At 60.7% G+C, this 15,429-nt stretch carries 10 protein-coding genes and 1 pseudogene; 9 read left to right on the top strand and 2 right to left on the bottom strand.

The window, feature by feature from the left end:
• Nucleotides 1-465: 465 nt before the first annotated feature.
• The 7 genes and pseudogenes from ASE00_RS01725 (at nucleotide 466) to ASE00_RS01700 (ending at nucleotide 9,784) form a co-directional block, all read left to right on the top strand.
• Complete coding sequence (locus tag ASE00_RS01725) at nucleotides 466-2,193, top strand: FAD-dependent oxidoreductase (protein ID WP_056377277.1); 1,728 nt, start codon at nucleotides 466-468, stop codon at nucleotides 2,191-2,193.
• The gene (locus ASE00_RS01720) at nucleotides 2,193-2,609 is read left to right on the top strand and encodes a hypothetical protein (protein WP_156405232.1); all 417 of its coding nucleotides are present in this window, start codon (nucleotides 2,193-2,195) and stop codon (nucleotides 2,607-2,609) included. Before ASE00_RS01725 ends, ASE00_RS01720 begins: the two co-directional genes overlap by 1 nt.
• An 84-nt stretch (nucleotides 2,610-2,693) precedes the next feature.
• Nucleotides 2,694-5,126 carry a TonB-dependent receptor gene (locus ASE00_RS01715; protein WP_082594413.1) on the top strand — a complete coding sequence of 811 codons (2,433 nt, stop codon included), beginning with the start codon at nucleotides 2,694-2,696 and terminating at the stop codon, nucleotides 5,124-5,126.
• Nucleotides 5,127-5,441: 315 nt separating this feature from the next.
• Nucleotides 5,442-6,008: a VOC family protein gene (locus tag ASE00_RS01710; protein WP_235538503.1), complete on the top strand. Its 567-nt coding sequence runs from the start codon at nucleotides 5,442-5,444 to the stop codon at nucleotides 6,006-6,008.
• Between the two features lie 93 nt (nucleotides 6,009-6,101).
• Nucleotides 6,102-7,505 (top strand): aldehyde dehydrogenase family protein, encoded by a 1,404-nt coding sequence (locus ASE00_RS01705; RefSeq protein ID WP_056377269.1) that lies wholly within the window; start codon nucleotides 6,102-6,104, stop codon nucleotides 7,503-7,505.
• Nucleotides 7,502-7,717, top strand: a pseudogene (locus tag ASE00_RS24385) (hypothetical protein); the annotation flags it as partial. The gene ASE00_RS01705 and the pseudogene ASE00_RS24385, both read left to right, overlap by 4 nt.
• A 3-nt stretch (nucleotides 7,718-7,720) precedes the next feature.
• On the top strand, nucleotides 7,721-9,784 hold the full coding sequence (locus tag ASE00_RS01700) for a molybdopterin-dependent oxidoreductase (RefSeq protein ID WP_235538502.1): 2,064 nt from the start codon (nucleotides 7,721-7,723) through the stop codon (nucleotides 9,782-9,784).
• Nucleotides 9,785-9,792: 8 nt separating this feature from the next.
• Here the strand turns inward: ASE00_RS01700 and ASE00_RS01695 are convergent, their stop codons facing one another.
• Together ASE00_RS01695 and ASE00_RS01690 are read right to left on the bottom strand one after the other, a co-directional pair.
• Entirely contained in the window at nucleotides 9,793-11,472 is a 1,680-nt protein-coding gene (locus ASE00_RS01695; RefSeq protein ID WP_056377265.1) for an FAD-dependent monooxygenase, read from the bottom strand.
• Nucleotides 11,472-12,338: a fumarylacetoacetate hydrolase family protein gene (locus ASE00_RS01690; protein ID WP_056377263.1), complete on the bottom strand. Its 867-nt coding sequence runs from the start codon at nucleotides 12,336-12,338 to the stop codon at nucleotides 11,472-11,474. The genes ASE00_RS01695 and ASE00_RS01690 overlap by 1 nt, the downstream gene beginning before the upstream one ends.
• Before the next feature lie 430 nt (nucleotides 12,339-12,768).
• Here ASE00_RS01690 and ASE00_RS01685 point away from each other — a divergent pair, with 430 nt between their 5' ends.
• Both ASE00_RS01685 and ASE00_RS01680 read left to right on the top strand, forming a co-directional pair.
• Nucleotides 12,769-14,523: an FAD-binding protein gene (locus tag ASE00_RS01685; protein ID WP_082594411.1), complete on the top strand. Its 1,755-nt coding sequence runs from the start codon at nucleotides 12,769-12,771 to the stop codon at nucleotides 14,521-14,523.
• A 143-nt stretch (nucleotides 14,524-14,666) separates the two neighbouring features.
• Nucleotides 14,667-15,422 carry a TetR/AcrR family transcriptional regulator gene (locus ASE00_RS01680; RefSeq protein WP_056377261.1) on the top strand — a complete coding sequence of 252 codons (756 nt, stop codon included), beginning with the start codon at nucleotides 14,667-14,669 and terminating at the stop codon, nucleotides 15,420-15,422.
• Nucleotides 15,423-15,429: the final 7 nt, after the last annotated feature.

The following is a 15,429-nucleotide window of genomic DNA, read 5'->3' as shown; positions in this document are numbered from 1 at the left end:
GAGCGCTGTCAAACATCAAATTCGACGCGCCGGCAGCCTACGCAGAGGCTTGGAAACCGATTGACAGTTGCTATTCATGTGACCAGTATATTCCCATAATTGTTTGTCAACCCCGTGGGCAGCTATGTCCACCTAGTCTATGATCACCCTGGACGACGCCGGCGCCGGGTCGCGTTTTCTGCCTATAATTCGTTGAAAATATTCGAAAATGAAAACGATCATGGAGTGAAGAAGGTCCTGAAAATCCGACCTTGAGCGGGCAGAGGGGAGGATTGCCTTGGGGCAGCCGCCACCGCAGGTTGCAATAGCTTGTCGTTTGCACAGGATGAATTGGGCCTGGGTCAGGCCATATAGTTGTCGAGCGGCTTCAATCGCGATTGTCGACGATCCACGCAATCTCGCGTCGGTCGGATGGGCGTCGGTGTTCCAACGAGAACAAAATCATTTGGGCGAGGAGGTCATCCTTTGGGAAGGTTTAAAGTACCCGAGCTGAATCGGCGCAGAGTTCTGACGGCCGCCGGAGCCGCGATCGCCGGCGTTTCCACGGCGAGCCACGCAAAGGCGAATGCCGGGCCCGTCGGTCGCGCCGATACTGAAACGGATGTGATTGTCGTAGGCAGCGGCGCAGCCGGCAGCGTCGCGGCGCTTTTTGCCCGCCAGGCCGGTGCGCGCGTAATGCTCGTCGAAAAATCGAGCCATTATGGCGGCACGTCGTCGAAATCGGGCGGCGGATATTGGATTCCAAATCATTTCCTGCTGCGCGCCAAAGGGATCGCGGATCCAAAACCGGATTTCCTCAAATATCTGGTGCGCGTGGCCTATCCCGCCAGCTACGATCCCGAAGATGCCACTCTTGGCGCGCCCGAAGCGCGTTACCGGCTGTACGAGACCTTCTACGACAGATCGGGCGAGATGGTCGAGGAACTCCACAGGACCAGCGCGCTCAAGAGCAAGGAATATGTTCCCCTCCCCGACTATTATTCCCACCTGCCGGAAAACAAGGTGCCGCAGGGCCGGCTGTTATGCTCGATAACCCATAGCGCCGATGGATCGTCGGGCGGGGATGAGATGATGTGGCAACTCCGTCGCGCGGTGCTTGCCGCGGGCGTCGATGTCCGGATGGAGACTGCGGCAAAAGAGCTGGTGCAGGATGATAGCGGACGGGTCATAGGGCTCGAACTTTCCATGCCCGGCGGCGAGACGACCACAGTCGCAGCCGAGGGGGGCGTGGTGTTTGCCAGCGGAGGCTTCGCGCACAACGCCGAGCTGCTCGACAGATTTCACGGCAAACCGGTCTTTGGCGCTTGCGCATTGCCGGCCTCGACCGGTGACTTCATTCCGATCGCCACGAAGGTCGGCGCCAGGCTCGGAAACACGGCGAGCGCCTGGCGTGGGCAAGTGGTGCTGGATGAGGGCCTCCTCTATCCCGCCGTCCCTTCCGATGTCTGGTTCGTTCCGTTCGACAGCATGTTCTTCGTCAACCGATATGGACATCGCTGCGTCAACGAGCATCGCAGTTACCACGAGCGGTCCCTTGCTCAATATCGCTGGAATCCCAATCGCGCCGAATATCCAGATCTGCTCAATTTCATGATCTACGACCAGAGAACGGCAGAACTACAGGCCGGGACTATGCCGATCCCGCCCACCCCCACCGGCGCGGAATACGTCATCTCGGGGCAGACACTGGATGAACTGGCCGGCAATGTCGGCAAGCATCTCGACGCCCTTAAGACCCGTATTAGCGGGCTCGCCTGCGCGCCTGAATTCGCATCGAACCTCAAAAGGTCGTTCGATCGCTTCAATGCCTTTGCTCGGACGGGGAAAGACGAGGATTTTCAGCGCGGTGAAACAGATCTCGAGCGGTTCGTGAACTCTTCACCTCCCCCGGCTGGGAAATGGGACAATCAAAAGAAGAACAGTGCGCTTTATCCGTTGCAAGAGACGGGTCCCTATTATTGCATAATCCTGGCGCCTGGCTTGCTCGATACCAATGGTGGACCCGAGATCGACACCGAGGCTCGAATATTGGGATGGAATGGTCAGCCTATTCCTGGCCTTTACGGTGCGGGCAATTGCGTCGCGAGCCCTGCGCATGATTGCTATTGGGCCGGCGGGTCGACCTTGGCCCTGGCCATGACGTTCGGAATGATCGCGGGCCGCAACGCCGCCTCAGGCAGAGGCGCAAAATAATGGCGAAAATGACCTTTGGAGTCGCATGCGCGATAGTCGCTGCTTTCATAGCGGCGGAAAGCGCCAATAGCGAAAAACCAGTGATCAGCTTTTCGAGGGACGTCCAACCGATATTTTCGGCTCGCTGCACGATGTGCCATCACGAAGCCGATTATATGGGCGGCTTGTCGTTGAGCCCGACCCTCTCCTACGATCAGCTCGTCAACGCGCCATCGGTCGGTGCGCCAAAATTCAGCCGCGTGACCGCCAAAAAGCCGGAGGCCAGCTATCTCATGATGAAGCTGGACGGAACGCACGCGAAAGTCGGCGGAAAAGGGTGGCCGATGCCGCCGCCCACCAATCCCTTCATTCGTCTGAGTTCTGCCGACCGCGAAACCATCAGGCGCTGGATCGTCCAGGGCGCCCGAAAGAACTAGCCGTCAATTCCAATAGCGGGGCCGAGGGGTGCCGACGTGCCCGGGCACGCCATTGCGAAATAGCATGACAAGGGGAGGTATACGATGCGATTCAAAGAAGTGACAGCCATGCTCGTCGGTGGCGCGAGCCTTTTCGGCTTGGCCGTATCAGCGCAGGCGCAGGACATGAAATCGGCGCAGGCTACCGCGGCGAATGGCGAGGAAGCGGATGTCATCATCGTGACGGCGCGGCGGCGTACGGAAGACATAGCCAATGTGCCGACGACGATCACCGCACTCGGCGGCGAAGCGCTGCGTGAACGATCGATCCAGAGTCAGGCTGATCTGCAGCTGGCCGTGCCAGGCCTGACCGTCCGGGAAACGCAGTCCAACAACAATCTGAACTATGCGATACGCGGCCAGACCGTCGATGCGTTTTCCGGATCTTCAACGGCGGTGGTGCCCTACCTGAACGAGGTACCCTTCGTCGCCGGTGGCGTAGCGTCCTTTTTCGACCTCCAGTCGGTTCAGGTTCTAAAGGGTCCGCAAGGCACCTTGTTCGGGCGTAATACGACCGGCGGTGCCGTTCTTTCGACGACGGCAAAGCCGGTCGACCATGTCGAAGGGATGGTGAAGCTCGGCTACGGCAACTATGACGCGATCGACGTCGAAGGGGTCGGCAACGTTCCACTGGTCGGCGACAGCGTGCTTTTGCGCGCAGCCTTCAAGATAACGCGGCGGGACGGCTATATCCGCAACGTTTACACCGGGCCGGTTTATGGCGGAAGCGATACCCGCAAACTCGGCGAGGTCGATCGTCAGGCTTTCCGCGTCTCGTTGCTCCTGAAGCCGGGCGAAGGGATCGAGAACCTCACCATGGTTCAGTATGAACGCTCGCGCGGTAACAATGCCGGATCACGGATTTACAGCTTCAATCGGTGCGGCGACAGGGGGGCGGACGGTACGGTCCTGAACTGTACGGCCCATCTTCTGTTCGGGCCGCAACTCGACGCCAATATCGGCGTTCCCGGTGCCTGGGCTGCCGTTCTGGCGGCGCATCCCGGATATGATCCGTCGGGCATCCAGGGTGTTCTGGACCGTCAGCAGAAGCAGCTGGGCTTCTGGGACGTCAATTCGGGTGCGCCGTCTTTCCACAGCGGCAAGGATTTGGCGGTCGTCAACAACACGACCGCCGCCCTTTCCGACGACATAACGCTGAAGAACACCTTCGGATATTCCTATTCCAGGGCGATCGATGCGACGGAGCAGACCGGCACGCCCTATCTGATAATCTCGAACTACGATCTCAATAAGCCTATCGATTTCAAGCCACGCAGCCTCGGCAACCAGGTCACCAACAAATCGATATCGGATGAACTCCAGCTTCAGGCCAATCTACTCGACGGCGGGTTGGAATATATTCTGGGTGCATATCATCAGCAGATCCATCGCCATGAAATCTATCCGGTGGGCTTTGTCGATCTTGCTCCCATCATCCCGTCAGCGTCGCTGTTCGAAAATTTCAAGACGCAGGACCGGACGGATGCGATCTTCACCCACGGCACATTCGACCTGGGACGCCTGGCTGGCCTGACCGGCCTGAGCTTCAGTGCCGGCATTCGCTACGCGTGGGAAAAAATCAGCCTCCAACATCTGCCGACCAGTGCATTTTTCCCGCTAACGACACCCGATGCGAAATTCGATCGGGCGAGTTGGAATCTGGGGTTGGAATATCAGGCGGCGCGCGATGTCCTTCTCTACGCAACCACCCGGGAGAGTTGGCGAGCGGGCGGAATCAATGGCGGTGCGCCGCCCGCACTGAGCGCCACCCTGATCAACACCGACAAGTTCGGCGCTGAACTGGCACGAGATTATGAAGCCGGTTTGAAATATAATGGCCGGCTGGGTGCTTCGCGCGCCCATCTCTATCTCTCTGCATATACGATGCAGGTGAAAAACGTGCAGCGCGCGCTGTTTCCGACAAACCCGATAGATCCGTCACAGGGTGCGATAGCCGTTACCGTGAACGTGCCCGAAGCACGGATCAAGGGTGTCGAGCTGGACTCTGGGATTCAGCCATCCAATTGGCTCAATCTCGGAATTGCCGGCGCCTATACCAATGCAAGATACACCAAAAATGTCGCCACCCCATTCGGTGTTCCCACGCGGTTTGGCCCGGTGGCCGATACGCCCAGGTGGACCGGCTCTGCATATGCGGTGATCACGGTTCCGGTGTCGGACCGGTTGGGGGAAGTGAAGCTGCGCGGGGACATATATGGTCAGACCGGCTTCTATTTCTCCAACACCGAAGTCTCCGTCACGCCTCAAACGCGGCTGCCGGGTTATGTCGTTTCGAACTTCCGTGCAGACTGGAACCGGATCGGCGGATCGGCGCTCGCGATCGGCGCGTGGGTTCGCAACGCTTTCAATAAAAAATATTATGTCGGCGGGCTCCCGCTTGGCGGATCGTTGGGTGTCAACTCGGGAAGCGTAGGTCGTCCGCGCATGTACGGTATGGAACTGAGCTACAGATATTGATGCTCGGGTCCGGAGGTCTGGAAACGGCCTGCACGCCGTTTCCAGGCCTCCTATTATTTGACTGAGCGACCAGCAAATGCGGATGAATGCGATCAGCAGCCATTTTAGCATACCGAGCAATAGCGGCATCCTGCCGCTTTGAGCAGATTCATATTGATCAGTTACATAGTAGTGCTATGCTTTTGCGACGCTAAGGATTCGGCGATAGCTGGCTCCGACTGGACGACATTGCGCTCGACGTGAAGCGATTTGCCGGGGTCCATGAAGCTCCCTGCCGCCCCACGATGAGGAAAACGAAGCAGATAGAAAGTGGCCATGAGCAACTCAACTGACGCCCAAGCAAATCCCGGCCGCCGTATCGCTCCGCAGCAGATGGCGCATATGGTGATCAAGACCCACCGCTTTCAGGAAGTCGTGGAGTGGTATAAGACGGTGTTGCAAACCGATGTCGTATTTCAAAACGAACGGGTCGTGTTTCTCACCTTCGATGATGAACATCATCGCATAGCCATTGCCCATACTCCGGATATCCAAAGCTATAGTCCGGGCCAGTGCGGCATAGATCATGTGGCTTATTCATATGGATCGCTCGGCGAACTCATCCACACCTATGAAAGGCTGAAGGCGGCCAATATCGTGCCCCATTGGTGCATCAACCATGGGCCGACGACGTCCTTCTATTACAAGGATCCTGACGGCATCCGTGTCGAACTCCAGGTGGATAACCTGGCGGCAGTCGATCCACGCGCCTTTTTCGGGACGGACGTCTTTGCAAGAAATTCGGTGGGCGTGGATTTCGATCCGGACGTCCTGGCCGCCAAATTTCATGCCGGTGTCGATGAAGCCGAATTGATGAAGCAGGGGTCGGCGCCAGCAGCTTGACGGGATGCAGGCCCTTATTCGCTGACCGGGCTCTTTTCGGCTTCGCCAATGCCCCCTCAGCAAGTGCAGAAAAAACCGACATGGAGAGTGGGCATGGAAGAGTTTAAGATGCTTATCGGAGGCCGGCTGGTTGACGGCGCCTCCTCCATCGACGTCATCAATCCGGCTAGCGAGGACGTCGTCGCCGCCTGCCCCCGCGCCACCGAAGCGCAGCTCGACGATGCGGTTGCCGCGGCGAAAGCCGCCTTCCCGGCATGGGCGGCGACCCCGATCGACGAGCGCAAGGACTATCTGCTGAAGATAGCCGACGCCATTGACGTGAATAGCGCCGAACTTGCGCGCCTGCAGACGCTGGAGCAAGGGAAACCCCTGGCGGCGTCCCAAGGCGACGTCGCGGCCATGGCGGCCTTCTTTCGCTATTTCACGACGCTCGATCTCCCGGCCAAGGTGATCGAGGACAGTCCGGCCAGCCGCATTGAGCTGCACCGCAAACCGCTCGGCGTCATCGGCGCGATCATTCCGTGGAACTATCCCCTGATCATCGTGGCGTTCAAGGTGCCGCCAGCACTTCTGGCGGGAAACACGGTGGTTTTGAAGCCGGCGCCGACGACGCCGCTCGCCACATTGCGCTTTGGCGAAATCATCCGCGACATCCTGCCCGCGGGCGTGATCAACATCATCACCGATGCCAACGATCTCGGCGACGCGCTGACGCGCCACCCCGACGTCAGGAAGATTTCGTTCACCGGATCGACCGCGACGGGTATCAAGGTCATGGCTGGCGCCGCCGGAACCTTGAAGCGGCTCACGCTGGAACTGGGCGGCAACGACGCGGGAATCGTGCTCGACGACGCCGACCCGAAAAAGATCGCACCGGCGATCTTCAACGCAGCTTTCCAGAATAGCGGGCAGACCTGCATCGCGTTGAAGCGCTTGTATGTCCACGACTCGATCTACGACCAGATGTGCGCGGAACTGGCGCAGCTGGCCGATGGAGCCGTCGTCGGCGACGGCCTCGAGCAGGGCACGCAATTCGGCCCGCTCCAGAACAAGATGCAGTTCGACAGGGCGCTGGCGTTCCTGGAGGAAGGCCGCCGGCACGGCAAGGTCATCGGCGGGGGAGCAGTGCCAGACCGCCCCGGCTATTTCATGCAGCCCACGATCATAAGCGATATCGCCGACGGCAACAGGCTGGTCGACGAAGAGCAGTTCAGTCCGATCCTGCCGGTGATCAAGTTCAGCGACCCGGAAGATGCGCTCGCCCGCGCCAATGCCTCGCCGTTCGGATTGGGCGGCTCGATCTGGTCGGCCGACACGAAGCGCGCCTATGAATTTGCGGTACGGATGGAAAGCGGCGCAGCCTGGATCAATCAGCACATGGCCGTGGGGCCCAACATCCCCGCCGCCGGCGCGAAGCAATCGGGCATCGGCGTGGAGTTCGGCGATGAGGGTTTGGCGGAGTTCACCCAGATCCAGGTGGTAAATATTGCCCAGTGAACACCACGCCTCCTGAACGCGTGGCTCACACTCCGCCGGGTGTAACCAGCCCCGGCGGAGCCACCATCCAGAAATCTTTTTGCCGCGTCTGCAACAACGGCTGTCCGATCCTCGTCGAAATCGAAGACGGCCTCGTCAGGAAGGTGACCGGCGATCCCGCCGGTCCGCTCCACCACGGTTATAGCTGCCACCGCGGCCGCGCCCTTCCACAGCTCATGTACGATCCCGCAAGGGAGCTGTTCTCCACCAGGCGGATGCCCGACGGCTCGCGGGTCCGCATCGGCGTCGACGACGCAATCGACGAGATCGTCGCGAAGCTGCGCGATGTCATCGCGCGGCACGGGCCGGATTCGGTCGCGATGTATGTCGGCACCGCCAGCAGCAAATCGGTGCCCCTGATCCCGCTTTCGGACTCGTTCCTGGAGGCGATCGGCGCGACGAGGGGGTGGAGCGCCAACACGCTCGATCAGCCCGGCAAGCAGATCGCGCACGGTCTGCACGGCTATTGGATGGCGCCCTCCCAATCCTTCGACAATCCGGAGGTCATTCTCTGGATCGGGATCAACCCGGCAATGACCTATACCGGTCTGCCGTGCGGATCGCCGAAGGTCTTCATGCGCGATCAACTGCGGAAGGGGACCAGGATCATCATGATCGATCCCCGCGCCCACGACACCGCCCGGCGCTGCACCATGCATATCCAGCCCAGGCCGGGTCATGACGTCGCGATCATGGCCGGCCTGATCCGGATAATCCTGAGCGAGAAGCTCCATGATCAGGCTTTCGTCGCCGAGAATGTCGAAGGGCTCGATGCCCTGCGGGCGGCCGTCGAGCCTTTCACGCCGGCCCTGGTCGCAGAGCGGGCGGACATCGCCGCTGAGGATCTCGTCAAGGTCGCACGCATCTTCGCACAGGCCAAGCGGGGTTATGTGGTGGCGGGAACGGGGCCCAGCATGGGCACCGCGCAGGGAACCCTCTTCGAATATCTGGTGCTGGCGCTCGATACCATCTGCGGCCATTATCTGCGCGCCGGAGAGGAAGTGATCACACCCGGCACGCTGGAGCCCGTCCCTGCCTTCAAGGCGCAGGCACATGGGCCGATCCAGGCCTTCGGCTATGGGCCGCGCCTGCGCTTTCGGGGGTTCACGGACACTCTGGGCGGGCTGCCCGTATCGGCGATGGCCGAAGAAATCCTGACGCCCGGCGAAGGCCAGGTGCGCGCGCTGTTCGTGGTCGGCGGAAACCCGGCCACCGCGGTGACCGACCAGCTACAGATGCTCGAAGCACTTGGCTCGTTGGAACTGCTCGTCACCACGGACATCCAGATGTCCGCCACCGCCAAGCTGTCGCACTATAACATCGCCCCGACGATGCATCTGGAGACAGCGGCGATCCGCGGCGACAAGCCGCCCACCGGCTATGCGAACTCCTATGCAGGTTCGCTCGCGCCGTTCGCTCATTATACACCGGCGCTGGTGGAGCCGCCGCCCGGTTCCGACGTCATCGAGGAATGGGAGCTCTATTACCGGATGGCGCAACGCATGGGCGTTCAGCTGCGATTGAACCCGATGCGATATTACACCACCTCCCCGCCGCCGAAGATACGGCGCGAGCCGCCCGCCATCGACATGACCGGCGCGCCCACGACCGACGACATCATCGCGTTGATGACGGCCCGTGCGCGCATCCCGCTCGATGAGGTCAAACGACACCCTTCCGGTGCGCTCTTCCCGCCCGATACGCCCGTGATCGTGCAGCCGAAGGACGCGGGGTGGACGGAGAAGTTCGATCTCGGCAATCCGCTGATGATGCGCGACCTCGCCGAGGCCTTCGAAACGATCGATGTCGCCCGTGATCTTGCCGAGGGCCACGCATTCCGGCTGATGTGCCGGCGGCAGCATCAGCTCAATTCCTCGCTGCAAATCCCCGCGGTCGATCGCGGCAAGCCGGGCAACCCGGCCTATATGCACTCGACGGACATGGCGCGCCTCGGCATCGCCGATGGTGACCTCGTAGAGATCAGCTCGTCGCGATCGGCCATTCCCGCGGTGGCGATGACCGATGACGAATTGCGCCCGGGTACCGTCTCGATGGCGCAATGCTTCGGCGACACGCCCGAATTCGACGATCGGGTCCGCGAAATCGGCTCCTGTACGAACCGGTTGCTCTGGAATGATCGCGTCTATGAGCGCTATTCGGGCCAGCCTCTGATGTCGAACGTTCCCGTCAACGTGAAGCCGATCATCAAGACCGGCCCGGCTTACGCCGAGCCGGTCTGATCTGCGCCTTACGAGGTCGTAAGCGGCGCCGTTTCCTTCGCCATATTCTCGCGGGTGACATCGCCGTCGCTTCGGCCACAGACACGGGCCAGGACCGCGTGACAGTCGGCCGGGAGGCTATCGCCGCGCCAGGCGACATGATGGTCGGGACGGACCAGCAACAAGCTCCGTTCCAGAAGGGCGAGCTTTGGCTCCGGTTCGATCCGCACCACGGTCAGCGGCACGCCCAGCGCGGCTGCCGCGCTGGTGAAGCGATCCGTATCCTGGTCTCCGATGACGAGCAAAGTGAGCTCCGGCCCGAGCAGATCGTACAGCGCCCGGCCATCGCTCAGGAAGAATGAGGGAAGCCGCGCGCCCGGCCAGGTGGTCGGGGTACAGATCAGCGGATCGAAGGCAGGTGCCGTTTCATCCTCGCCCGCCGGCCAGATCACGGGAGAATCTTCATAGCGATAGCCATGCTCGATCCCCCAGGACTCGTTCTCCGCATTACCGAGTGCAGCGATCTTGTCGCCAAGCTCGCGGCGGCGCTCCGCCGTGTCCGGCGAGTCGAGGTCCGCGTCCCGCTCTGCCGCCACGATCAGCTGGCCGATCGCCGCCCGTATGTCGGAATGCCTGCCGGCGGCGGCGCGGTTCTGGATCGCGATCTGGCGCCGCTCGCTTTCATAGCTCTGTAGCAGGGCCGGACCACCCCACCCCTTCACCGCGCTGGCCAGCTTCCAACCGAGATCGACCGCATCCCCGATCCCGGTGTTCATCCCGTAACCGCCGCTCGGGATCACCTGGTGGGCAGAGTCACCGGCGAGGAAGACCCGCCCGTCGATGTAGCGGTCCGCGATCACCAGATGCGGCGTCCAGGGATTGGCGACCAATATCTCGAATTCGAAATCCTGTCCCACCCATTTGCGTAGCCATTCGGCCGGGTCGAGCGTCGAAGGATCGATGTCGGGCGGAAGGCGCGACTGGAGCGTCCACGTATCGATCGCATTTTGGGCGATCATCGTCCCGCCGCCGGTTTGAAAATGGAACGTGGTTCCAAAGCGCGAGAGGATGTCGTGAGCGTGCGATTTGAAATGCACCATATAGACATTGGTGACGCCGAAGCGGCCTTCCAGCTCGATCCCCAGCGACCGGCGGACGCGGCTGCCGCCGCCGTCGCAGCCGGCCAGATACAGGCTGCGAACCTGTTTCGTCGCGCCCGTTTCGCTGTTCCTGATCGTTGCGGTGACCCCGTCCGCATCCTGCTCCAGGGATTCGAATGCCCAGCCGAACCGCACATCGACCAGCGGGCTTTCGTCGATTGCCGTCTTGAGGACCGGCTCGATGATGATCTGCGACACGCGCATGGGGGGTTCGAGCGTCTGGGACCCGTCATTCAGCGCACGGATCTGGTTCCGCTTTTCATTGGACGAGGGGTAATGGAAGCGGTGGAGTATATGTCCGGTCAGGCGCGTGGCCCAGACGACGTCGAACGGCTCATCCTGCGAAACGCCTACGGCGCGCAGCTGCTCCACGATGCCCAGCCGCCGGAAAAGCTCCATGCTCCTTCCGTTGGTAATATCCATCTTCGGAGACCTGGTGGTCGTGGGATTCCGCTCCACCAGAATGGACGCGACGCCGTGCTGGCTCAAGGCCAGCGCCAGCGTCATCCCCACAGGCCCCCCGCCTGCGATCAGGACCGGCGCATCCATCACAGGGTGCCCTTGGCCGCGACTTCGTCCACGACTTCGTTTTCAATGAATCCGATCCCGTCGATTTCGACGCGGACCCGGTCCCCCGGCTGCAGGAATTTGGGCGGCTTCATCAGGCCGCCGACGCCGCCCGACGTACCCGTGTAGATGACATCCCCGGGCTCCAGGGTCATTGCCTGACTGAGATGAGCTACCAGCGCCGAGCAATCGAAGATCAGGTTGCTCGTATTCGAGTCCTGCCGCTTTTCGCCATTGACGAAACAGCGAATTCCCAGATTTCCGACATCGATTTCATCGGGCGTGACGATATAGGGACCGAAGGGCGCATGGGTATCGAAGGTCTTGCCCATCATCCATTGGCCGGTGCGCCTTTGCCAATCGCGCACGCTCACGTCATTGCCGACGCAATAGCCGAAAATGACCTTCTTCGCATCCTCGGGCGAAACATGCCTGCAACGCTTGCCGACGACGAAGACGAGCTCCGCCTCATAATCGAGCGCGGTTGACACCAGCGGGCGCTCGATCCGGTCATATGGCCCATTGACGGTGGTGACCGCCTTCGAGAACCAGGTCTGATGCTCGGGCTTTTCAAGCTTGGCCTCGAGCACATGATCCGCATAATTCAGACCCATGCACAGGATCTTCCCGGGCCGCGCCACCGGCGCCAGCAATTTGACGTCCGCCAGCTTATGATCCGCGCCTCGCCCCAAAGCTTCGATGGCGCCCGAAAACTCCGCCCAGTGTTCGATCAGGTCCACCATGTCCTTCGGGAAATTGACGATGCGCGTGGAAAGCGAGACGATCCCGTCATCGACAACACGACCGATCATTGGGTCGCCGCCCAACGTGAAACGGGCAAGCCTCATATTTAGCACCCTCCTGAACTCCGATTTCCCGACGGCTGAACACCCGCCAAACTGAACGTTTCAGGCTCGGGAACATCATAAGTTATAACTGTTCGTTCGATCAGGTACAAAAAGTTCGCGCCGGTTTCAAGGCTATTTGGCCGCTATATCCGCAAAGTCTTACGGGGAGGCGCGGCAAGACGCCTCTGACGAGCTGTCTTCATGCTAGGACGCCGCCCCCTATGCCAGAACCGGAGCGATGGCATTACGGTCCGTCCGGAACACCCCGTAAAGCGGTTGACATAGACTTTTCGTTCGAACAGTATCAGAGCGTAAACTATCTGGCAGATCGCTCAACGGCGGCCGTCATCGCGTTCGGCATGACGAAATGTCGCCTGAGCACTGCGGCTACACTGCTCAAATTCAAAAAGATAAAAGAGGATATGGCTGGATGACAAACAGTTCCCGCGCCAGTTCCAGGTCTGGACCCCGGCCTTCACGCGATAGCGGCAACGGGGCAGGCACCGTCATCGACGCGCCGCTTCGTCTCCGGAAGGGCGAGGTCCCGGACTGGAGCGAAAGCGCCGAGGTCCTTGTCGTGGGCTTCGGCGGCGCAGGGGCGATCGCGGCCCTGCAAGCGCATGAGGATGGCGCAAAAGTCATCATCGTCGACCGCTTCGAAGGCGGCGGCGCCACAGCCTATAGCGGTGGCGTATTCTATGCCGGGGCCACCCCGTTTCAGCGTCAGGCGGGTTTCGAAGACACGGCCGACGAGATGTTCAAATATCTGTCTCTCGAGGTCGGCGACGCGGTCTCTTCAGCGACACTTCGAAAATTTTGTGACGGAAGCGCCGAGGATCTGGCTTGGATTCAGCGCCATGGCGGTGAATATAGCGGCGCGGCCTATCTCGAGAAAACCTCTTTCCCTCCCGAGGGGCGGTACCTTTATTACTCCGGCAATGAGAATATTGCCCGATACGCCGCGGTGGCAAAGCCGGCTCCGCGAGGACATCAGCATGTCGGGACCGGATGGACCGGCAAGGACTATTTCGGCAAGTTGAGGAAGGCCGTGGAGGCTGCCGGGATAGCCGTCATCACCCATTCGCCGGCGAAGCGCCTGGTCATCGATCATGACGGCCGTGTCGTGGGGATCGAGATAAACGCGCTCCCCACAGCGGGCGACGTTCGGGCAAAGCATCAGGATCTTTACCGGAAGATCAACCCGCTCAAGGCCTTCAACAGCGGCCCGGCGGAAAAGGTCATTCCGGAGTGCCGGGATCTGGAAGCACGCCACGGAAGCCGGAAGCTGATCCGGGCCACCGGCGGCGTGATCATCTCCTCAGGGGGATTTGTCTACAATCTCGACATGCTCGAGCGCTATGGGCCGGTTTTCGCCAAAAATTATCCGGATCTGATGCGTCTTGGATCCATGGGCTGCGATGGCAGCGGTATCCAGCTCGGGCAATCGGCCGGCGGCGCCGTGGGATATATGGAGAGTATTTTCAGCACCCGTGCGATTTCCCCACCCAACGCGCTGTTGAACGGCGTCATCGTCGACGCGAAGGGCGAGCGCTTCATCGGCGAGGATGCCTATGCGGGATCGCTGGGGCGCGCGATCGCCGCCCGCGAAAATGGCACGGCATGGCTGATACTTGAAGCTTCGTCCTATCGGCTCGCTTTCAAGCAGGCGCTGCGCCCGGGCGGTATCACTCCGTTCATGTATTTCTACCTGCCGAACCTGCTCAATCTTCTGTTCGGCGGCACCAGGAAAGCGCGCTCGATCGAGAAGCTCGCGAAAAAGATCGGCATCTCGCCACAGGCGCTGACGCGCACCATCACCGCCTATAACGGCGCGGCCGCGACCGGGACCGACCCGCTCGGCAAGAACGCCGACAAGGTGCGCCCCGTCGAGCGAGGCCCCTTCTACGCGGTCAATATGTCGATCAAGAACCGGTTCGGCTTTACCATGGCCATGTCGCTGGGCGGTCTCAAGGTTGACGAAGAGACCGGCCAGGTCCTGCAAGAGAGCGGAAGCCCCATCGAAGGTCTCTATGCGGCAGGCCGTTCGGCGGTGGGTGTCTGTTCGATAGGCTATTTCAGCGGCATGTCGCTCGCTGATGGAGCCTTCTCGGGACGCCGCGCAGCCCGGCATGCCGCATCGATGAGCCGTTCGAAAGCAAAGGTCGCCAAGGCGCCGGCGGCATAGCTCCGGTTCAACCGCAGATTGATCGATCAATAGCGTCGTCGGCGACGGTAGCTTTCCGGGGCTATGATCCGGCAGGGGTTGCAGGATGACCGGCCTTACGCCATTTGCCTCCGGCGGGAAGCAATGCAAATGAACGGTCAGTAATGTCGAAATCTCCCTCTCCAAATCGAACGGCCAAGAGCTCCGTCAAGGCCAGGAGCTCGGCCAAGGCGCCGGTCGCTGCCCCCGAGGAGAAGAGCGGTGCGTCGCCGGCAGACACGGCCGCATCTGCTGACGCGCGCCGGAAGAAGCGTCAACGGCGCCCTGTAGAGGTCAGGAACCGCATACTTGCGGCGGCTCTCGAGGGCTTTGCCAGGCACGGCTTCGAGGGCACTTCGACGCGAATGGTGGCAGAAGATGCGAACGTATCGCAATCGCTGCTCCTCTACCATTTTCCTTCCAAGGACCAACTCTGGAAGGCCGTTGCCGACTACGTCCATTCCCACAATACGGCATCGACCATTCTGCACGATGAAACCGACCTGGGAACGGTGTCCACATCCGATAAGTTACGCGCCGTCATCAGAGCCTATGTGATGATGTTTGCCGAAATCCCTGCGCTGCACAGGATGATGACGCAGGAAGCGCATCAGCCATCGGAGCGGCTTGCATGGGCGTGCGAGAGTTACACCAGAAAAGATTTCAACAAACTCTGCGAACTGATCGTGAAAGGTCAGGAAGAAGGAGAAGTCCGCAGCGGCAACCCTGCACGCTTGCGCTACGCGATCATCGCCATGGCAGCCGTGCCATTTTCCGTTGCTGCCGAATATCAATATCTCACCAACCGAAACCCTTTCAGTTCGGCAGAGATTGAAAGCGCGATCGACTTTATCAATCATCTATTGTTCGTGGACGGATAACGGCGGG

Source organism: Sphingomonas sp. Root710 (assembly GCF_001429065.1).
In the GTDB taxonomy this organism is placed as follows: domain Bacteria; phylum Pseudomonadota; class Alphaproteobacteria; order Sphingomonadales; family Sphingomonadaceae; genus Rhizorhabdus.
This window is presented reverse-complemented; position numbering and strand designations above follow the sequence as displayed.